Source organism: Nostoc sp. (assembly GCF_036917465.1).
In the GTDB taxonomy this organism is placed as follows: Bacteria; Cyanobacteriota; Cyanobacteriia; order Cyanobacteriales; family Nostocaceae; genus Nostoc.
In genome coordinates this window covers 1-19,363 of sequence record NZ_JBALDL010000055.1, presented here as the reverse complement: position 1 = coordinate 19,363, position 19,363 = coordinate 1, and the positions used below count along the sequence as shown (strand labels likewise).

Here is a 19,363-nt window from a genome sequence, read left to right as displayed (position 1 = left end):
TGGAAACAAAAGTATAAAAGATGTTGCCTTTCTGAAAATATTTGTTATATTAGTTTACATAAGGCAATAAACCTTAAAAATTAAGTTTGGAGTCCAAACCATGACAAATGTAAGCACAACAAAAGTAACCACTCCTGTAATTGAAGATCGCAACGCTTGGCGTTGGGGCTTTACCCCACAAGCAGAAGTTTGGAACGGTCGTTTGGCAATGATTGGCTTTTCAGCAGCTATTTTGGTTGAATTTTTCTCTGGTCAAGGCTTCCTACATTTTTGGGGCATCCTATAATTTTTAATATCTAAGATGACCTATAAATAAAAAAACCTGGAGTGCTAATTCACTACCAGGTTTTTTATTTGTTTGTCATTAGTCAGTTTGTCATTTGTCCTTTGTTTATTTACTAATGACCAATGATCAATGACAATTACTACCGAATATATTCCTTGAGAACGCTGTTACGATTTGGGTGGCGTAACTTACGAAGTGCCTTCGCCTCAATTTGACGAATCCGTTCGCGGGTGACGTTGAAAATCTGTCCGATTTCCTCAAGGGTCTTCATCCGACCATCGTCCAAGCCGTAACGCAGTCTGAGGACATCGCGTTCGCGGGGGCTGAGACTATCGAGGACTTTTTCCAAGTCTTCGCGCAGAAGATTTTTGGAAACTTGGTCTTCTGGTGTTTCACCATCGGATTCAATAAAATCGCCCAATCGAGAATCTTCTTCTTTACCAATAGGCGTTTCTAGTGAAATAGGCAACTGGGCGGATTTAGCAATAAACCGCAACTTCTCAATGGTCATTTCCATGCGAGTAGCGATTTCTTCCTCGGTGGGTTTGCGACCCATTTCTTGAGACAGTAACTTGGTAGTTTTCTTAATCCGAGAGATGGTTTCGTAAAGGTGAACTGGAAGACGAATTGTGCGGGATTGATCTGCGATCGCGCGGGTAATTGCTTGACGAATCCACCATGTAGCATAAGTGGAGAACTTATAGCCTTTTTCGTGGTCAAACTTTTCAGCGGCACGAATCAAACCGAGACTGCCTTCCTGAATTAAGTCTTGGAACGACAAACCACGATTCATGTACTTCTTAGCAATTGAAACCACAAGACGGAGGTTAGATTGCACCATTTTGTCTTTCGCTCTGCGACCAACATGCAGGCGATAACGAAAAGCTGGTAAGGGCAGTTGGACTGCTTCTGCCCATTCACTATCTCGAGGATCGCGATCCAACTGTTCTGAGAGTCTTTCCCGCACTCTCTCTAATTCCAGTAAATCGGCGATTTTCCGCGCCAATTCGATTTCTTCGTCTGCCCGCAACAGCCGAATTCTACCAATTTCTTGCAAGTAAAGCCGAATGGAATCTTCTGTGTAATGCTTTTTCTTGCTTTGTGTCCGACGACGCGATTTAGCGGCTTTTCCAGACTTTGCGTCGTCCTCATCAGTCTGAGGCTCTAAAAATTCATCGTCACCTTCATCGATGATAAGCAAGTCCTCTTCATCATCTATTAAGAGTTCTTCTAACTCGAGCTCAGGCTGATTCATTATTTCTAGTTCAGGCTGATATATGCTTTCGAGTACGTTGTTAGCCTGGTTCATGCCGCGTTCCTCATGCTCCTTGCAGAATCAATTACTCAAGATGTGTTTGTTGCTCTTTTAAACGAGCCAATTGTCAACCGAAAATAAGCTTTTTGGCAGATTTGCCAGAAATATTTTCGGACGTTTTGCACCTCCGGTTGGAGGTTTTTTTAGTTTAGTCTAAGCCATGTCTAAAAGTGATTTGCTCACCTTAGTAAATGTTTATATGTGTTGCTATCACATACTGCTTTCAACTAACTGGTCAAAAAAATACTCGTCTTTTTCAAAAAATTTGCCACTCTATACTAATGAGTTCAGAATGCTGGCAGATTTTCCTATAAAGACTCTTCCGATTGTAGCCTGTTTCACAGAAATTGCACTCTTTTTGTGTATTAATCATGAACTCTTACAGCAATTGTTAGCCACTATTACCAAAAAGACATTAAAAACGGGAGTTATGCCCTAAAATTTTTTCTCCACTTTTCGGAATTCGAGTGACGCTCTTATTACATTACAGAGTAAGTACGCTTGCTCCTGCCCGATCTCATGTATTTTACACAACATTAATTACTTAGAGAAAGTGCATTGTATGTTAACTCAGACGACAAGTATTAATCTACCCATTTTTACATTTCCTTCATAAATTACGCATTCCTGAGATTAAAGCTAGTCTTTCGATTGGGTAAATACAACCAGGGTGGTGGTGCTTGCCTTTAGATAGTTAACCTTCTGCTTACAATTACCTTAACTGGGGAGTTGAGGCTGTGGCAGAATCGACTTGATAGTTGATCAATTTAGGTTTAACTAATTCGGCCTTATTCACACGTTAGCGCACTGTGGCGATTTCAGCCCTATGAAACTTGACAAACTCTTCTTATTGTATACAAGGATATTTTAATCAATTAAAAAATAATTTGTCCTGTGAACTTGCCAGTATAGTCCTATTTCAGACAAAACTTCATTAGATACATACGATACAATCGCTATTGCTTGGGTAGTACATGAAGATATTAACAAGTTTTCAGCCAGATGGTGTGTGTTTCCAGTAGCCATTACCCAAACTCAGAGAACCCAAAACATTACCTGATGATTTTAGTTACAATGCTTGATCCCGTAAATTAATTGTAATTTTAAATACTTTTGTTTCAGTAAGTTTCTATCATCTGATGATGAAAAATCCTTAAAATACTTATTAATTCTTCTTTAATAGATAATATTCAGTTATTTTCTTAAAGGTTAACAAATGTATTTCTAGTTGGTAGACAAAATTAATTAGCTAATCAGTGCAAAGAATATTGTCTTAACTAACTTTCCAACAAAGTTGGTAGTTTGGCTAACACTAGAATATTGAATTTTTGTAAAATCTTGACAATAAGCAAATTATATGAATATTAAATAACTTAGATTTATCCAAGAGTTACGGAATAACAAACCACAGAGGACAGGGAGAAATGAGGATAAGCAATATTTATTATGCCGTGGACAAAAAATTTATAAGAAGTATTTTTTATATCAATTTCGGATATAAAAAAGGTAATGGGTGAAAACGTATCACTCATTACCAATGTCACAAATTATTAGAGTAGTGCCAATACGGTTAGGTTAAGATCCCCCCGCCTGCGGCGACACCCTTAAAAAGGGGGTAAAAGTGGGTTAAAATTCCCCCTTTTTAAGGCGGTTGGGGGGATCTTCAAAAGATTAGAACGTTAACCGAACTGTATTGAAAGTAGTGCTAGGGAATTGATCTTAAATATCTAAATCAGTGAAGTTGAGTTTAGAACCATAAGTTTCGATAAATTCTCGTCTGGGTGCGACCCGATCGCCCATTAAAATTGTAAAGATGCGATCGGCTTCGGCAGCATCCTCAATTTCGACTTGCTTCATTTTGCGGCTTTCTGGGTTCATGGTGGTATCCCAGAGTTGTTGCGGCATCATTTCACCCAAACCTTTGAAGCGTTGGATGGTGTAGTTGGCGTTAGCGGGGAATTTGGCGATCGCTTGATTTTTTTCGCGATCGCTATAGCAGTACTCATGATTACGTCCCCGTTCTACTTTAAACAGTGGAGGACAAGCAATATAAATAAAGCCTTGTTCAATGAGCGCTCGCTGATATCGATAGAAGAATGTTAACAACAAAGTCCGAATGTGCGCTCCATCTACGTCAGCATCCGTCATGATAACTATCCGGTGATAGCGCAGTTGGGTAGAATCGAATTCATCACCTTTGACACCTAAACCGAGGGCTGTAATTAACGATTGAACTTCGTTATTTTTATAAATTTTAGCGTCATCGGTTTTTTCAATGTTGAGGATTTTACCACGTAGAGGCAAGATCGCTTGAGTGCGGCGATCGCGTCCTTGTTTCGCACTTCCGCCGGCTGAGTCGCCTTCGACAATGAATATCTCAGATTCGCTAGGGTCACGAGAACTGCAATCTGCCAATTTACCGGGTAATGGCGAAGATTCTAGTACAGATTTGCGCCGAACTAATTCGCGTGCATGACGCGCTGCTTCTGCGGCTTTGAAAGCTTGGATAGCTTTATCTAAAATTGAATCAGCGATCGCAGGATGAAATTCTAGATACTCAGTGAGGACTTCTCCCACCAAAGAATCAACAATTCCTCGAACTTCAGTGTTACCGAGTTTGGTTTTGGTTTGTCCTTCAAATTCTGGATCTGGGACTTTAACGGAAATTACCGCAGTCAAACCTTCGCGGACATGTTCGCCACTGAGGTTAGTTTCATTCTCTTTAATTTTATTGCGCTTACGAGCGATCGCATTTAATGTCCGAGTTAGAACTGCCTTTAATCCTTCTAAGTGCGTACCACCATCTACCGTGCGAATATTGTTAGCAAAACCTAGTACATTATCCGTATAAGCATCAGTACACCATTGCAAGGAAACTTCCACTTGGACATTGTTGCGTTCCCCTTGCACATAGATAATTTCTTCATGCAATGGCTGCTTTTCGCGGTTCATGTACGCGATATATTCTTTAATGCCACCCTTGTAATTGTAGGATTCTACTTTCGGTGTATCGCTTTTTAGTAACTCCAGACGGTGGTCAGTAAAGGTAATTTTGACACCAGCATTCAGATACGCCAATTCCCGTAGGCGACCTGATAAAGTGATGTAATCAAACTCAATGCTAACAGTGAAGATTTGGGTATCTGGTTTAAAAGTAACAGAAGTTCCAGTTCTAGCTTCTTTGTAAGGCTTTGCTTGCAGTTCAGTAACTGGGATACCCCTTTCATAGCGTTGGAGATAAACCTTTTTATCTCGCCAAACTGTAACTTCTACAACCTCAGATAGGGCATTAACAACAGAAATACCAACCCCGTGCAATCCTCCAGAAACCTTATAGCCACCGCCGCCAAACTTACCACCGGCGTGCAGTACCGTCATGACGGTTTCCAAAGCCGATTTTCCGGTGCGCGAGTGAGTATCAACGGGAATACCGCGACCATCATCTGTTACAGTCACGGAACCGTCAGCGTTGATGTCCACCTCTATATGAGTGCAATGACCTGCCAAAGCCTCATCAACTGAATTGTCCACCACCTCGTAAACTAAATGGTGGAGTCCTCGCGGCCCAGTGGTACCGATGTACATTCCTGGTCTTTTGCGGACGGCTTCCAGACCTTCCAGAACTTGAATCTGATCGGCACTGTAACTGCTCGTCATGTAAACTCTCCTGATGCGTGGGGTTAAACTCGCCTAAAAATAAATAAAAGCAAAAACACTCCAAAATTGTAACACAAAAGCCCTGCTAGCGTCTGTAGGGCATTTTCTAGAGAAGTTTATACTAGGGTTGGACTACCGTGCAAGAGTGGTAGGGGAGCAAAGGAAGAAAACTAATCACAAATGACAAATGACAAATGACTAAATTAATTGTGATTTGTGGGGCGACGGCAACGGGTAAGTCGGGTTTGGCTTTAGCTTTGGCGATGCGGTTGGGTTCTGTAATTCTTAGTGCCGATTCTCGTCAAGTTTACCGTGAATTTGATATTGGGACGGCTAAACCAACTCTGGCACAACAAAAATTAGTGCCGCACTACTTAATAGATATCTGCGATCCCACAGACACGATGACAGTAGCAGACTATCAGCAACAAACACAAGCCTTAATTGCTTCTGTTAATGTTACGCCACTTTTACTAGTTGGTGGCACGGGTTTATATATCCGTTCTATTATCCAAGGCCTGAAGATTCCGAGAGTTGCACCACAAATGGAATTGCGATCGCAACTTGAATCTCTCGGTCAACCACAACTCCACGCAATGTTACAACAAGTTGACCCCGTTGCAGCAGAAAAAATTCATGCTAATGATTCAGTACGAACTTTAAGAGCATTGGAGGTATACTATGTTACTGGATATCCAATCTCCGAACAACAAGGAGAGAATCCACCAAATTATCCGATTTTGCAAATAGGTTTGGATTGCGATGTTGAAAAGTTGGGGAATCGGATTAAACAGCGTACTGAGCAAATGATAGCAGATGGTTTAGTTGCTGAGGTAGAATATCTTTGTCAAAAATATGGCGCTGATTTGTCTTTGTTGAATACTTTGGGTTATCAAGAAATCAAGCAATACTTGGCTGGTGATATTTCCTTAAATGAAGCGAAAGAATTAATAGTTTTGCATACACGACAATTTGCCAAGCGACAACGTACTTGGTTTCGAGCATATCCCCAAATTGAATGGTTTGATGCGAACAATCCTGATTTATTAGATAAGGTTTGGCACAGAATAAATGAGTTTACAAATTGCGCTAATTAGTGATATTTTTTGCCGATGTAAAGACGCAAATATCTTCGCGTTCTTACATGAGTGTATTAGATAGTTTCGGGATCAATGCCCATAGCTCGTAGCCGTTCTGCTAAAATTTTGGTGCGTTGTTCAGCTTGTTCAGCACGTTGTCGCTCTTGTTCGGCGCGTTCATCTCCAGTCAGCAAAACAGTACCATCTTGGTAGCACCAGCGTAACCAAGTATCCTGTTTGCCTTCAAATTTACCTTCCCATAGAGTTATACCTAAACCAACTTGTTCTAACCAAGTTTCTGAAGTTTCAAAGTAGCGTGTTCCCCTAAGTTCATAAACATGCAGTATTTTTTATGCTAATTGCTGATTTGGGTCATATACGATGTAGTAACTAGCCCGCATGTGTTCATAAATTTTCAACTTTTTGCCCAGTTCATCACCTTCTTTATTAGAGACAATTTCAAGGACAACTTCGGGAGGTTTGCCAAAACGCCAAACCATACAGCGCTTCCGGCTATTATGCAATACAGTTTTCCTCTTGCCCCTCTTCTATCACAGCTTTCAGCTTTGAGGATGTACCTCATAGCTACCGTAAGTGCTGTATAACAACGATTTTGTTTTTCCCACCACTTTTCAGGTACTTGGACATCTAAGCTGAGAAAAACATCAGGGACAATGGGCGGCTGAAGGTCTGTGTAGTAAATGCCTACATTAGCTTCAGCTAAAAGAGTCTGGGTTTGTAGAGAACTATAAAGAGAACTCACTAAAAGGCGTTGTTGTTTAGCAGATGCAAAATTATCCACAGGTGTATCATTTTCAGTGATTAGCTGGTTAGCATCTGGTACATAGTAATCATCATCATCATTAATTAGAACTTGCTGAACCATGATTTTATCCAGTATTTAAGAGCGTTATTTCTAGATTAATTGATAGAGACCGAAGGATGCGTACTCGTTTACTCACAATAATTGCGTAAGTCGTGTCAAAATATAAAGAAGAAGGTATGTAGCATCAGCACGATGATTGGACAAATATTGCGGCAGCGTTACAAAATTATTCAACAATTGGGAGTAGGGGGATTTGGCAAAACCTATCTAGCTGAAGATTTAGATATACCCATCATCCCCAAGCCGAAATGTGTTGTTAAGCGACTGAAACTCCAAGCAATACAACCAGAAATTGTCCGCCTGTTTGAGAAAGAAGGGAAAATACTATATAGACTTAGACAAAGCCACAACCAAATTCCTAAAATGTTTGCCTATTTTGAGCAAAACAGTGTATTTTATCTCATCCAAGAATTTATTGACGGACAAGACTTAGGTAAAGAAATCATTTTTGGCAAGCACTAAGTGAAGCTTATGTGATGGAAATGCTATGCGAAGTACTAGAAATACTAGTGTTTGTCCATCAGAACAACGTCATACATTGGGATGTCAAGGCTCCAAATATTATGCGATGCAGGTACAGTGGCAAACTTATAAGGCATTGGTTGAAACTGGGGAAAGAGAAGGATACATTATTGACAAAATGGGAAGGTTTATTTCTGAACTTTTATATGATAGTAGAGCATGAATGCAGTCTTGCTTTTATATCACGCAGTTGGTTTAGCAAAATACCTCCAATCAAAATTGCAATCTCTCAATCTGGTTTGAAATTTATTTAAAGAAATAATTTTCACTCTGAGAAACTTATAGTTATCTACTTTGAACTTTATGCTTACCCAAGATAAAAAACAACGCAACTGGAAACCCATTATCAAAGCATTCGAGGCTGTCCTTGGCAAAAATGGCGTAGTACAACGCCGCGAAGAACTCATCACCTATGAATGCGATGGTTTAACTGGCTATCGCCAACGTCCGGCTGTGGTGGTGTTACCCAGAACTACAGAACAAGTTGCGGAAATTGTGAAAATATGCAACCAATATTCTATACCCTTCATCGCACGCGGTTCTGGTACTGGTCTATCTGGCGGCGCTTTACCAGTGGAAGATTCTATTTTAATTGTCACTTCCTTAATGCGCCAAATCCTCAACATTGATTTGGACAATCAACGCGCAATTGTTCAACCAGGGGTGATTAATAGTTGGGTAACACAAGCCGTTAGTGGTGCTGGTTTTTACTACGCTCCCGATCCATCTAGTCAAATTATCTGCTCTATTGGGGGCAATATTGCTGAAAATTCTGGTGGCGTACATTGTCTCAAATACGGTGTCACCACTAACCACGTTTTAGGATTAAAAATTGTCACGCCAGAAGGGGAAATTGTCGATTTAGGCGGACAAATTCCAGAAATGCCTGGTTATGATTTAACAGGTGTATTTGTTGGTTCTGAAGGCACTTTAGGAATTGCTACAGAAATTACTTTGCGAATTCTCAAAAGTGCAGAATCAATTTGTGTGCTGTTAGCAGATTTTACAAGTATTGAAGCTGCGGGAGCAACTGTTTCTGACATCATCAGCGCTGGAATTATTCCCGGTGGGATGGAAATGATGGATAACTTCAGCATCAATGCAGTTGAAGATGTTGTCGCCACAAATTGTTATCCCCGCGATGCTACTGCTATTTTACTAATCGAAATTGACGGTTTAGAAGTGGAAGTTACAGGAAATAAGCAACGAGTTACTGAAATTTGTAAAAAGAATGGGGCGCGTAATGTTACTTCTGCGAGTGATCCAGAAACCCGATTGAAATTATGGAAAGGACGGAAAGCTGCTTTTGCTGCGGCTGGGCATTTAAGTCCAGATTATTATGTGCAAGATGGTGTAATTCCCCGGACTCAGTTGCCTTATGTGTTGCATGAAATTGAGGCATTAAGTGAACAATATGGTTATCGTGTTGCTAATGTATTTCATGCTGGCGATGGCAATCTTCATCCGCTAATTCTTTATGATAATTCTGTGCCTGGAGAATTGGAACAAGTAGAAGAAATGGGTGGAAAAATTCTCAAGCTTTGCGTCCAAGTTGGTGGTAGTATTTCTGGTGAACATGGCATCGGCGCAGAGAAAAGGTGCTATATGCCACAGATGTTTAGCCAAGTCGATTTAGAAACTATGCAATGGGTGCGGCAAGTTTTTAATCCTAAAGGGTTAGCAAATCCTGAAAAGATATTTCCCACACCACGAACTTGTGGTGAAGCAGCAAATGCATCAGCTATCAAGCAATTTGAAGGTGTGGAAAGATTTTAGAAGAGACGCGATAAATCGCATCTGTACATGAGTTAGGAGTTTCCTTTCGTTCCTAGTCTCTGATTAGGAACGAGAATTTAAGGGGTGAGCTAACGTTGGAAAACAACACACATCATGGTTTCATGTATTTCACAGAATTAAAAATAGTAATAATTGTCCGTTAAGGCACATTTATTAATTTATACGTTGGCGTAAAATCATCATTTGTTTATATAACCCGGAGGATTATAACTTTATTTTGTAGTTATATATATTCCGATCGCACTAGGTCACGCTTACAAATGAATCGGGTTGTTCGCCGTTGTATTTCTTACTTACTGTGTTTGGGATTAGCAGTTATTTTAACAGTCTATTCACTCTCTTCACTCCCAGTTTATTCCCAAAAAATAAGTCCTTTAACTACAGAAATTCGCGGCGTTTGGCTCACTAATGTTGCTAGTGGTGTGCTATTTGTCCCCTGGGGGATTAACCGTGCTATCAGCCAATTATCGGCTCTCAACTTTAATACAATTTATCCTGTGGTTTGGAACCGAGGACATACTTTTTATAAAAGTACTGTAGCTAAAATGACTACAGGCTCGGATACTCAACCTTTTCTCAAGTTTATGCACGGTGGACAAGATGTTTTAACAAAGATAGTAACGCTTGCTAAAAAGAAAGATTTGAGAGTCATCCCTTGGTTTGAATACGGGTTTATGACACCGCATTATTCACAATTAGCAAGGCATTATCCTGACTGGTTGACGATTGGACAAGAAGGTATAAAGTCTATCCAAGATGCACCACCAGAAGAAATTGATAATAGTTTAGTAAATAAGCTGGCTTGGTTGAATCCCTTACATCCACAAGTGCAAGAGTTTATTCAAGGGCTAATTTTAGAAGTAGTCAGAGATTACGATGTGGATGGTATTCAAATTGATGACCATTTTGGAATGCCAGTACAGTTTGGTTACGATCGCTTCACTATTGAATTGTACCAGCAAGAGCATCAAGGTAAAAGCCCCCCTATCAACCCTTTTGACTCAGAATGGATGCGTTGGCGGGCAGACAAAATTACCGATTTTATGGCAGAAATATATCAGGCTGTGAAGGCGGTTAAGCCCAAAGCAAAAATATCTCTATCTCCCAACTATCAAGCTTTTGCCTACAAGTACTATTTACAAGATTGGGAAAATTGGGTAAAAAAAGGTTTAGTTGATGAGTTAATTTTGCAAGTATATCGAAACGATCAAAGCTCTTTTATCGCTCAACTGGAGCAACCATCGATAAAATTGGCTCAAAGTCTAATTCCTGTCGGAATTGGGATATCTACAGGAACCGTGCGTAATCCTGTGAAAATGGCACAAGTTAGAGAACAGGTTCAAGCTGTGCGCGATCGCAACTTTGATGGCATCTCCTTTTTCTATTGGGAGAGTCTGTGGGGTTACATTGTACCAGAATCGCCCCAACAGCGACGCAAAGCTTTTTTTGAGATGTTTAATACTAGAACTGTCAGACTATTCAAACCAAAGAAACTTTGATATTGTCATTTGTCATTCTCCCATGTTCCGAGTCCCCAGTCCCTAGTACCCTCAATGTCATTCGCGCCGGAAAATACTAGATTTAGCTTTACATGGCTGTGGACTGTCGCTACTTGTGGCGGTTTTTTATTGAGTTTATTCTTTGTTGAAGTTGGCGAGAAGCCAGATGTTGGGGTAGTGGAGGCGGCTATCGGCTCAATTGCGATCGCACTTTTTCAAGGTTGTCTTCTCAAAGAACCTGTATTCTGCATCAGGTGGATTTTGTCAAGTCTTTTGGGTTCGAGTATCATCACCGCCATCGGGATTGGTGCTGTGGGTTGGATAGTACCTAGCACTCAGATTCTTCCCCTGAGAATCCTGTCGGGAGCGATTTATGGCGCACTTGGCGGCTTGGGGATCGGATTAGCGCAATGGTTGGCAATTCCTCAGGCGATGGCGTGGCGATGGATATTTGTCTCTTCGGCAAGTTGGGCTGTTGCTGTTCCCGTAGGTTCTGTTGTGGGAATGATTTTGCACCGCTTAACGCAGTTATTCTTAGGCGAAGTCATCGGACTAGCTATCACTTGGCTGCTGGTTGGTATTCTCACGGGAATGAATGCTCATAAATTGCGATTGTAAGTTCCTACTTCCCTGCTTGTTTTCTCGGAATATTGGGGATTAAATAAAATCCAAAACTTCGTCCTGTCTCTAGCTTCCCTCTCCTTATAAAGGAGAGGGATTGAGGGTGAGGTAAGCTAGGGACATAAACTGTATGTTATTTAATTCTTGTTCCTAAACAAAAAGTTATTAAGAATTATCAAATTATTTGATATATACTGATGATTGCACTTAGATGTATGCAAAAATCCTGAAAAACCGTCAAAAAATCACAATCTCCTAAGTTTGCCCTAACCTGCAAATATGTTTTCGCCTTCAAAAAGCAGGATTTGTTAAGCTGACTTCTATTAGCTTTCCTAGATTTCTGACAAGAAGTAGAGAAAGATCAAAATTTCCATGAGCAATAGCTGACAATACTTTGCTATAGGCGCTAAAGTGCATCTACTACAAGCGTAAAGAGAAGAGAGCGCCTAGAAGAGTCAGTCATACCAGAAAGGGACTCTCGCATGAATATAAATCCAGCAGAATCAACTATGGAGTTGACAAAATTATCTCCTCCTCAAATTATCTTCGGCACACAAGTAGATGAGAACAGTAGTAGTGAGCAGTTTCTACTGAGCATGTACGATTCTGTGCAGGCATCAATATTTGTAGTAGATGTTCTAGATGATGGAGATTTTCAGTATGTGGCACTTAATCCCACTCATGAGCGGTGGATAGGCATTCGCTCAGACGATCTCCGGGGCAAAAAACCAGAAGATATTCTTTCCCCCATCGATGCTACTAGGGTGCGTCAGCATTACGCTGATTGTGTGCTATTTGGCAAAACTATTTCCTACGAACAATGTTTGCAATTCCAGGGAGTTCCGACTTGGTGGAGTACAACTCTCACGCCGTTAAGGGATGCCAACTCCCGGATTTATCGACTGATTGGTACTAGTAGCAATATCACTCCTGTGAAGCAAGCTCAAGAAGCAGTGGGACTCCAGATTGAACGGGAAAGATTGCTAGAAGCGATCGCCGCCCGAATTCACCAATCTGTAGAATTAGAGACAATTCTGCATCAGACAACAATTGAACTGCGACAGTTCTTAAATTGCGATCGCATTCTAATTTATCGCTTCCAGGCTGATGGCAGTGGGGTAATCGTTGCCGAATCAACTGTGATTGTGAGCGATCCCCTGTTGGGAAAAACCATCAGCGATCCCTGCTTGAATGGCAAACATTCAGAACACTACAGGCGAGGTTGCATTCAAGTTGTTGAAGATATCTATGCAGCCGGCTTAGATCCTTGCCATATAGATTTTCTGGCATCTTTGCACAGAGCTAATCTAGTCGTGCCGATTTTCCAAGAGCAAGATATGTGGGGGCTATTGATTGCCCAGCATTGCCAGGAATCGCGTCAATGGCAGCAAACTGAAACGGACTTACTCAAACAGTTGGCAACTCAAATCGGCATTGCTGTGCAACAAGCCGAATTTCGTCAGCAGATCAAGGATCTCCATGCCAAGTTGGAGTTGCAAAAACAGAAGCAGAAAAATCAGTTGCAGCAGGTACGAAACTTTGAAGCCTTAGTGCGACGGATGACAGAACAAATCCGCGACAGTCTAGATGAAACTCAGGTGTTGCAGACAGTAACTCAGGAATTAACCGAGTTACTCAACCTTGAACGTTGCCAAATTGAACTCTACAGCCAGTGCCAAACCCTGGTAACTATTGCCTACGAGTACAGCATTAACCTACCCCAGTATCAAGGATCGACTAGACAAATTGCAGACCGTCTAGAAGTTTATCAGTCCTTGCTGCAAAAACAACCTTTGCAATTTTTGGAAATTGATCCCGGATGGCAACTCAACCTGTTGGTTATGTCCCAGATGGCTTGTCCCATTTTCGATACCCAAGGAATTTTAGGAAATCTTTGGTTGACAAGACCATCACAAGAGGCATTTGATGAATTTGAAATTGAATTAGTGCAGCAGGTTGCCAATGAATGTGCGATCGCAATTCGTCAAGCTCAACTTTACCAACAAACCCAGACACAAGTTAAAGAATTAGAAAATTGCGATCGGCTCAAAAACCAATTTCTGAGAAACCTCTCCCAAGAACTGCGGACACCCATAACTAGCATCAGCCTTGCAGTCCAAACCCTCGAAAGTGTCCTCACACCAGCAGAGATATTAGAGATAGAAATAGTTCCACAACTCTTGCAGATACTGCATAACGAGTGTGCGCGAGAAAGCAAGTTAATTAACGATTTACTCACACTCACATATCTCGAAGCCGAACCAGAACCCCCGACTTTGATTGCCATTGACTTACAAAGCTGGCTTAAACCCATTGTCGAGTCTTTTCGAGAACTCACCAACTGCCAGCAACAGCAGTTAAACCTAAGTGTCGATGGTGAACTCCCGCTTTTAGAGACAGATATCACAGATATGGAGAGGATTATCACCGAACTACTCAGCCATGTCTGCAAATATACCCCAGCAGGTAAGTCTGTCACAGTCTCTGCTCATCTAAGAGGGGACGCAGTAGAGCTTAATATTAGCAATTCTGGACTAGAGCTTACCAGCAACGAACTCTCACGGATATTTGAGCCTTTCTATCACCCTTCCAAACACGATCCTTGGAAACATAGCGGCACAGGACTGGAATTAGCATTAGTCCAGAAAATGGTCAAACATTTAGGTGGCTCAATTTATGTAGAGAGTGGAGCCGGTCAAACCACCTTCACCATCAAATTCCCCCTTTAATTCGTTTTTTAGCGCGGCACTAGCTAAATTGCTAGAAGTCTGCTATGATGATTTCTCGTGTGGGTGACTAGCTCAACGGTAGAGCAGTAGACTCTTAATCTATTGGTTGCGGGTTCGATTCCCTCGTCACCCACCTTTCACAGCCTCACAAATTTACCCTTGACTAATTCTTGACTAAATCGAGTTGACGGTGCGCTCCAAAAGCCGCAATTTTCAAGGATAAACACCACTGAAGCTTTGACTAATTTAAATAAAAACGCCTACTGCCCAGTGGAATGTCTGGCGTGTCCACTGGGCAGTTAAAATAAGGCTTTTAGACTCTAAGTGACAAAAAGGGAATTATGACCACCCAAGCAGAATTAAAAATCTTGGATCAAACACTTGAGATAAAAATAGTTCTTTCCTTGGAAGAATTAGATTTGATCAAGAAAGAGATAGATAAAAAGGCAATTGAGGACGTGTCCCTTTTCAGTTGGGCATGGGGCCACAAAAGTTTTAAGGTCATTTATGACAATTTAGTGACGAAATAGGAATTATGACTAACTACTGCCGTAACTGCGCCCATGCCAGTGAGGATATCGTTGGCGGTTCGTGGGAACCGTTCTGTGCTTCTCCTAATACTGATTTTTTAGAAGGGCAGTTTAACTCAGGCGTTAATTGGGCTGAACACTGTGATTTTTACCAAGGTCCACCGACCACGCATTATGTTTCTGGTGGCTGGAACGGTGAAGCTTACGTGGTTGCCCTTTGTGGTGCTGAAATTAGTTTTGGTGAAGCCTCATCGCTGATCACAAATTGCCCTAAATGCCAAACGCAATTAAGGCATTTAGCAGAGTGCAAGTGACAAAATGGAGATAAGCAAAAATCCATGTTATCGATAAAAGAGAAATTCGATAATATAGACTTTTTATAAATTTTTATAAATGAAATCAATAATACTCAGCAGCCTCAAGTGACAAAATGGAGATTATGACTAGCCAGTTTTACAAGCTAGAAGGGCAGACCCCTGTTCCTGTTGGGTCTTTCATGGAGTGGTCTTTGTGGATAATGTCGGCTAGCACCACAGTTATGATCAATGAACTTAGGGATTGTATCATTTCAACCAGATTCGTCGGCATAGACTTAAACTCTGGCAGTTGCAACTTTGAATCTCAACCGATGGTATTTGAGACATTAGTCATGGGTGGGGTAATGGACGGAAAAAAGAATCTGTACCCCACTTGGGACGAGGCTATACAAGGGCATCTGAAAATATGCACTCAAGTTTTTAAACTCTCAAATCGCTAGAGTGAATCCCCAGCAAGAATTAAAGGGCAACTGGGTAGGTTAGGCTTATACCTATTATTTTCACCAAGATGAAAAGATTTTTAAGCCTAGTATTTGTAGGCATTTCATTAGCAGCGTGTACCCCTTTGAGTAATTTGAATTCTTTCAGTGGCTTAGACAATTATGAGGTTCAGTGGACTGGAACTAAGGGAAGCAAGCTATTTGGAAGCTATGTTGTTGGCTCTAAAACTCCCAGTACACCTTCAAGAGCAGAAAAGGTAACAGAGATACTTCCTTATAAAGTTAGTTTTTCTGCTCCAAAAAATACCCTAATTTCTGCGGCAGGCGGAACAGTTAATCAGGGTACAGTGGAAATTAAAATTTTTAAAAACGGATCGGAGTGTGGAAAAGCAGCATTTGTTGGGAGTGGAGCTGTGGCTAATAAAGTTTGCCAATAGTTCAAGGCTGAGAAATTAAACAAACAATGTATTAGTTATATCCCCTATAAAACGAGTTTGTAGGGGATTTGCAATTGAAGAGTGAATCCCCACGCGACAATAATCATAAATTACTCACGGATTTGAAGGTCATGCTGCTTCTGAAGTATTAGTTCATTCTGCTTTTGAAGCATTGCATGAACTTCTTTTCTATCGGCTTTCTCTTCATGAAATAGTTCTTTTGTTTTATTCCAACTATGAGTAATTTTTTCATTTAAGCCGTTGAAGTGTAAAAGATTAGCTTCTTTATAGTTAGCATAATCTTGCAAGTGGATATCGACTTTTCTGTCTATGACAGTGATTCTTTCACCAAGTTTATCTTTTAAATTATCAATTAAAAGAAAGCCACTTGTTTGTAAATTAGAAATCTTATTATCTATGCTTGGCTCTATTACGAATTTGTAAAGAGCAGAAAAGATTGCAATAATGCCAACAATAAGAGCAACATAATCATGAAGAACCATTTTGTATTTCAATTGCAGAAGTAATTAAAATTTACTTCTGCAATCGCTCCTGTATTTATTGAACTGGAGTTTGGGTAGAGGTAGTAGGCGTTTCTGTTTGTGAAGTTGCTAAAGGCTGAGTAGGGTTAGAAGCAGCTTGTTTGGCTTCGTACGCTAAAACATCTTGAACAAACAGGGATATAATTTGAAAAACAGTAGAAACACTTATCCGCATAAAATTCTCCGAGAATAGACTTTTATAGCAACATTCACAGGAATGTTACTGTAAAAAATATCCTAATGAGACAAAGCATCAATCTTGCTTTCGATTCGTGGAAGGTCTACATTGATAATTTGATTAACCAAATCGTCTGTCGAGTCGCTTTCAGTTCCGGTGTACTCAAAGAGGGTAAAAGTTACATCCTGGAACCATTTCGGTACATCAAAAGTGACAGCATAAGTATCAACTAGCTTAGGAAAAATAATCAGAGTCAGACGATTAAGATAGACTCTGCGCTTTTGCACTGCGTCTGAGTCTGGAAGTCCACCAACAGTTAAACCTAAATTAATTCGCTGATTTAAAAAACCACCGAAATACCAAGTTGGTTTACTGTTAGAGCAACTAACAGAGATTGCCAGAATGTGACTATCTAAAAGAGTGGGAACAGTAATAGTAGGAATTGGAGTATAAGATTCTCCATTGCTACTAGTTACTGCCGCAACAGTAGTGCTATAGAATAAATCCCAATTGGCTGAATTCCCAAGCTGTAAAACTGGATTGCCCATGCCAAGCCTTAAGCTAGATGAATTTCTATCAAGTTTTCTTCAACTTCTTCAATGTAGTCGTCCATGTTTTCGATTGCAGGCTCGACCATCTCCAGCAAGTCTTCAGGAGAAATTGCACCAGAAATCATCAGTTTTACAGCCGATTCAACAAGCATTGAATTGCTGATTGCTTGCTGCATTTCTAAAAAAGGATCGTTGGGGATAAAAAGATGAAAACATTCCCCAACAGATCGCTGAAGTTGTACAAGTTCTTGTAGCATTTACTAATTTGCTGGAATGTCTGTTGGAACGCCTGTCCCTGTTGGCTTGGCAACACCAAAGAAACCTGCCTCTGGATGCAATTCCGGCGTAAAGCTGACACCAATGCACTTAAAATTATTTGCGGTTATGCCTTTGAGGGCAGTCATAATGTACCCCCGTGAGTCTTCCTCAGTCTCCTTCGTGACATCAGTAATTGCTGCCCCGCTAGGGTCTTTTACTGTTGTTGTAGTCCGACCATAAGGCACACCACCTGTCCGCGTCGGATACGCTTTATAGGCTCGTTTTGTGATGCCAGAAGTTTTGGCGGTTTTATCAGTGGTGGTTGATGGAATAACTGCAATGTGAGCCAAGGCAGGGTAAAATCCTGCTTGTTCTTTGGTTTTAGTTAGGTCTCTTTCAATCCCCAACAAAGCATCGGTTGCTGTCGCAGCAAACTTTGTCAAAATATTATTTGCAACAACCGTGATAGTTCCTTGATAAGCATTAATAGCACCACTGGTACTACTTGGCTCAATATCAAAGGGAATAACACCAACATTAAACCTAACAAGGTATTTCGAGTCAAGTTTACGAGCAACAACTAACTTATTTGTACCTTGCAAGTACTTAAGATACTCGCCTGCCGCGCCGCTAGTCGCTGAATAATTCGTATCTTTGAGGGTTTTGTGTAGCGCCCCAAAGCGTTTATGCTTTTTAGCCATAAAGCAATAATTCTGGTTGAAAAGATATTGCTAATCTAATCCAACTTTTGATTAAAAAGCGTTGATACATAAGCTTTCAAGAGCTTACGCAATTTATGTTGCTCTATGCGACCCCTTAAGCCTCGCCAAAGCCTATAAGGTTCTATACTGCTCTTATAAATTCCGTATAAATCAATCTTCAGTCCTCATCTGTTTAGTAAATTTACTTAAAAACATCTACCCAATCGGATTTAGTTTTTTTTAAGCCTGTCGAGAAATACTCTACACGTTTGGGATACACTGTGATAGTAAGAAGTTCCACTCCTCTTCGGGGTGAGATTTTCTGTATTGATCCTTCTAGGAACTCAGGTATTACTATTTGCTTGATGGCGGTTAGTACCCTTTCTGCTTCCTCGTTAGAGATAGCATTAATAATGATTTTGGAATTATCTTTAAGAATAACAATCCCTTCATATTGACCTTTCTGATATGAAGGTAAAGGTGAGGTTTCATAATGCTTAACAATCGGATGAGGGACTGTTATTGGGTATTTAGCTGAATCAAAATTACCTTCACCCAAGTCTTCCGCAAACATAAATATCATCTGTGGTCTACCCGCTTCAATCCGCACTTGCCACCATTCAGGCACTGCTGCGTAATATTCAGTTCCACTACATTGTTGCCCGTCAATTTCAGCCAGTCTTTCAAATTTCAATGATTCGAGCGCCTCAGTTCCTTGAATAACCTGAATAGCTTTGGTCTTAAATTTAGGTTTTTTAGTATCAGGATCACAAGTATCAAAAATTTGAACATTAATAGTTGAATATTCCACTTTTGCGTCTTTTCCATCAACTCCATCTTTGCCATCAATACCATCGCGTCCGTTGGTTCCTGGTTGTCCGTTAATGCCGTCATTCCCTGGATGACCATCAACACCATCGCGCCCGTTGGTTCCTGGTTGTCCGTTAATGCCATCATTCCCTGGATGACCATCAACCCCATCATGTCCGTTGGTTCCTGGTTGTCCGTTAATGCCATC

Annotated in this window: 18 protein-coding genes, 1 tRNA gene and 2 pseudogenes; 12 read left to right on the top strand and 9 right to left on the bottom strand. The window is 40.8% G+C overall.

Annotated elements, in window-relative coordinates:
- Positions 1-100 precede the first annotated feature (100 nt).
- Positions 101-286: a chlorophyll a/b-binding protein gene (locus V7K38_RS11385; RefSeq protein ID WP_334857833.1), complete on the top strand. Its 186-nt coding sequence runs from the start codon at positions 101-103 to the stop codon at positions 284-286.
- 139 nt (positions 287-425) lie between these two features.
- Here the strand turns inward: V7K38_RS11385 and rpoD are convergent, their stop codons facing one another.
- Both rpoD and gyrB read right to left on the bottom strand, forming a co-directional pair.
- A complete protein-coding gene (gene rpoD, locus V7K38_RS11380) occupies positions 426-1,595 on the bottom strand; it encodes an RNA polymerase sigma factor RpoD (protein ID WP_094332804.1) in 1,170 nt (389 codons plus the stop codon).
- A gap of 1,725 nt (positions 1,596-3,320) precedes the next feature.
- Positions 3,321-5,258, bottom strand: coding sequence for a DNA topoisomerase (ATP-hydrolyzing) subunit B (gene gyrB, locus V7K38_RS11375; protein WP_334857831.1), 1,938 nt, complete (start codon positions 5,256-5,258; stop codon positions 3,321-3,323).
- 194 nt (positions 5,259-5,452) lie between these two features.
- Here gyrB and miaA point away from each other — a divergent pair, with 194 nt between their 5' ends.
- A complete protein-coding gene (gene miaA, locus V7K38_RS11370) occupies positions 5,453-6,355 on the top strand; it encodes a tRNA (adenosine(37)-N6)-dimethylallyltransferase MiaA (RefSeq protein ID WP_334857830.1) in 903 nt (300 codons plus the stop codon).
- Positions 6,356-6,411: 56 nt separating this feature from the next.
- Here miaA and V7K38_RS29650 read toward each other — a convergent pair.
- Positions 6,412-7,223 (bottom strand): annotated as a pseudogene (locus tag V7K38_RS29650) (Uma2 family endonuclease).
- Positions 7,224-7,355: 132 nt separating this feature from the next.
- Here V7K38_RS29650 and V7K38_RS11355 point away from each other — a divergent pair.
- The 10 genes from V7K38_RS11355 to V7K38_RS11310 all read left to right on the top strand — a co-directional run bounded on the left by V7K38_RS11355 (position 7,356) and on the right by V7K38_RS11310 (position 16,115).
- Positions 7,356-7,685, top strand: a complete 330-nt coding sequence (locus V7K38_RS11355) for a protein kinase domain-containing protein (protein ID WP_334857828.1) — start codon at positions 7,356-7,358, stop codon at positions 7,683-7,685.
- A gap of 25 nt (positions 7,686-7,710) precedes the next feature.
- Positions 7,711-7,908 (top strand): hypothetical protein, encoded by a 198-nt coding sequence (locus V7K38_RS11350; protein ID WP_334857827.1) that lies wholly within the window; start codon positions 7,711-7,713, stop codon positions 7,906-7,908.
- 140 nt (positions 7,909-8,048) lie between these two features.
- On the top strand, positions 8,049-9,521 hold the full coding sequence (gene glcD, locus V7K38_RS11345; protein ID WP_334857826.1) for a glycolate oxidase subunit GlcD: 1,473 nt from the start codon (positions 8,049-8,051) through the stop codon (positions 9,519-9,521).
- A gap of 281 nt (positions 9,522-9,802) precedes the next feature.
- Positions 9,803-11,041, top strand: coding sequence for a glycoside hydrolase family 10 protein (locus tag V7K38_RS11340; RefSeq protein ID WP_334857825.1), 1,239 nt, complete (start codon positions 9,803-9,805; stop codon positions 11,039-11,041).
- Positions 11,042-11,095: 54 nt separating this feature from the next.
- Positions 11,096-11,659, top strand: a complete 564-nt coding sequence (locus V7K38_RS11335) for a hypothetical protein (RefSeq protein ID WP_334857823.1) — start codon at positions 11,096-11,098, stop codon at positions 11,657-11,659.
- A gap of 485 nt (positions 11,660-12,144) precedes the next feature.
- Positions 12,145-14,391, top strand: a complete 2,247-nt coding sequence (locus tag V7K38_RS11330; protein ID WP_334857821.1) for a sensor histidine kinase — start codon at positions 12,145-12,147, stop codon at positions 14,389-14,391.
- A gap of 61 nt (positions 14,392-14,452) precedes the next feature.
- Positions 14,453-14,524, top strand: a tRNA-Lys gene (locus V7K38_RS11325).
- Positions 14,525-14,732: 208 nt separating this feature from the next.
- Complete coding sequence (locus V7K38_RS11320) at positions 14,733-14,921, top strand: hypothetical protein (protein ID WP_334857820.1); 189 nt, start codon at positions 14,733-14,735, stop codon at positions 14,919-14,921.
- Positions 14,922-14,926: 5 nt separating this feature from the next.
- Complete coding sequence (locus V7K38_RS11315) at positions 14,927-15,235, top strand: hypothetical protein (RefSeq protein ID WP_334857819.1); 309 nt, start codon at positions 14,927-14,929, stop codon at positions 15,233-15,235.
- 511 nt (positions 15,236-15,746) lie between these two features.
- The gene (locus tag V7K38_RS11310; protein WP_334857817.1) at positions 15,747-16,115 is read left to right on the top strand and encodes a hypothetical protein; all 369 of its coding nucleotides are present in this window, start codon (positions 15,747-15,749) and stop codon (positions 16,113-16,115) included.
- Between the two features lie 110 nt (positions 16,116-16,225).
- Here the strand turns inward: V7K38_RS11310 and V7K38_RS11305 are convergent, their stop codons facing one another.
- From V7K38_RS11305 to V7K38_RS11280, 6 genes and pseudogenes are all read right to left on the bottom strand, one after another.
- Positions 16,226-16,618, bottom strand: a complete 393-nt coding sequence (locus V7K38_RS11305) for a hypothetical protein (RefSeq protein WP_334857815.1) — start codon at positions 16,616-16,618, stop codon at positions 16,226-16,228.
- Between the two features lie 55 nt (positions 16,619-16,673).
- Positions 16,674-16,832 (bottom strand): hypothetical protein, encoded by a 159-nt coding sequence (locus tag V7K38_RS11300; RefSeq protein WP_334857812.1) that lies wholly within the window; start codon positions 16,830-16,832, stop codon positions 16,674-16,676.
- A gap of 62 nt (positions 16,833-16,894) precedes the next feature.
- Entirely contained in the window at positions 16,895-17,383 is a 489-nt protein-coding gene (locus V7K38_RS11295; RefSeq protein WP_334857810.1) for a hypothetical protein, read from the bottom strand.
- A gap of 8 nt (positions 17,384-17,391) precedes the next feature.
- Entirely contained in the window at positions 17,392-17,643 is a 252-nt protein-coding gene (locus tag V7K38_RS11290; protein ID WP_334857809.1) for a hypothetical protein, read from the bottom strand.
- Between the two features lie 3 nt (positions 17,644-17,646).
- The gene (locus V7K38_RS11285) at positions 17,647-18,345 is read right to left on the bottom strand and encodes a hypothetical protein (RefSeq protein ID WP_334857808.1); all 699 of its coding nucleotides are present in this window, start codon (positions 18,343-18,345) and stop codon (positions 17,647-17,649) included.
- Positions 18,346-18,547: 202 nt separating this feature from the next.
- Positions 18,548-19,363: pseudogene (locus V7K38_RS11280) on the bottom strand (hypothetical protein); the annotation flags it as partial.

Excerpts from the sequence above, each read along its gene's own strand:
- V7K38_RS11355 (WP_334857828.1), top strand. The coding sequence starts at position 7,356 with ATGATTGGACAAATATTGCGGCAGCGTTACAAAATTATTCAACAATTG.
- V7K38_RS11300 (WP_334857812.1), bottom strand. The coding sequence starts at position 16,832 with ATGCGGATAAGTGTTTCTACTGTTTTTCAAATTATATCCCTGTTTGTT.
- V7K38_RS11385 (WP_334857833.1), top strand. The coding sequence starts at position 101 with ATGACAAATGTAAGCACAACAAAAGTAACCACTCCTGTAATTGAAGAT.
- V7K38_RS11290 (WP_334857809.1), bottom strand. The coding sequence starts at position 17,643 with ATGCTACAAGAACTTGTACAACTTCAGCGATCTGTTGGGGAATGTTTT.
- V7K38_RS11320 (WP_334857820.1), top strand. The coding sequence starts at position 14,733 with ATGACCACCCAAGCAGAATTAAAAATCTTGGATCAAACACTTGAGATA.
- glcD (WP_334857826.1), top strand. The coding sequence starts at position 8,049 with ATGCTTACCCAAGATAAAAAACAACGCAACTGGAAACCCATTATCAAA.
- V7K38_RS11350 (WP_334857827.1), top strand. The coding sequence starts at position 7,711 with ATGCGAAGTACTAGAAATACTAGTGTTTGTCCATCAGAACAACGTCAT.
- V7K38_RS11285 (WP_334857808.1), bottom strand. The coding sequence starts at position 18,345 with ATGGCTAAAAAGCATAAACGCTTTGGGGCGCTACACAAAACCCTCAAA.
- rpoD (WP_094332804.1), bottom strand. The coding sequence starts at position 1,595 with ATGAACCAGGCTAACAACGTACTCGAAAGCATATATCAGCCTGAACTA.
- V7K38_RS11310 (WP_334857817.1), top strand. The coding sequence starts at position 15,747 with ATGAAAAGATTTTTAAGCCTAGTATTTGTAGGCATTTCATTAGCAGCG.
- miaA (WP_334857830.1), top strand. The coding sequence starts at position 5,453 with ATGACTAAATTAATTGTGATTTGTGGGGCGACGGCAACGGGTAAGTCG.
- V7K38_RS11315 (WP_334857819.1), top strand. The coding sequence starts at position 14,927 with ATGACTAACTACTGCCGTAACTGCGCCCATGCCAGTGAGGATATCGTT.
- V7K38_RS11295 (WP_334857810.1), bottom strand. The coding sequence starts at position 17,383 with ATGGGCAATCCAGTTTTACAGCTTGGGAATTCAGCCAATTGGGATTTA.
- gyrB (WP_334857831.1), bottom strand. The coding sequence starts at position 5,258 with ATGACGAGCAGTTACAGTGCCGATCAGATTCAAGTTCTGGAAGGTCTG.
- V7K38_RS11335 (WP_334857823.1), top strand. The coding sequence starts at position 11,096 with ATGTCATTCGCGCCGGAAAATACTAGATTTAGCTTTACATGGCTGTGG.
- V7K38_RS11305 (WP_334857815.1), bottom strand. The coding sequence starts at position 16,618 with ATGGTTCTTCATGATTATGTTGCTCTTATTGTTGGCATTATTGCAATC.
- V7K38_RS11330 (WP_334857821.1), top strand. The coding sequence starts at position 12,145 with ATGAATATAAATCCAGCAGAATCAACTATGGAGTTGACAAAATTATCT.
- V7K38_RS11340 (WP_334857825.1), top strand. The coding sequence starts at position 9,803 with ATGAATCGGGTTGTTCGCCGTTGTATTTCTTACTTACTGTGTTTGGGA.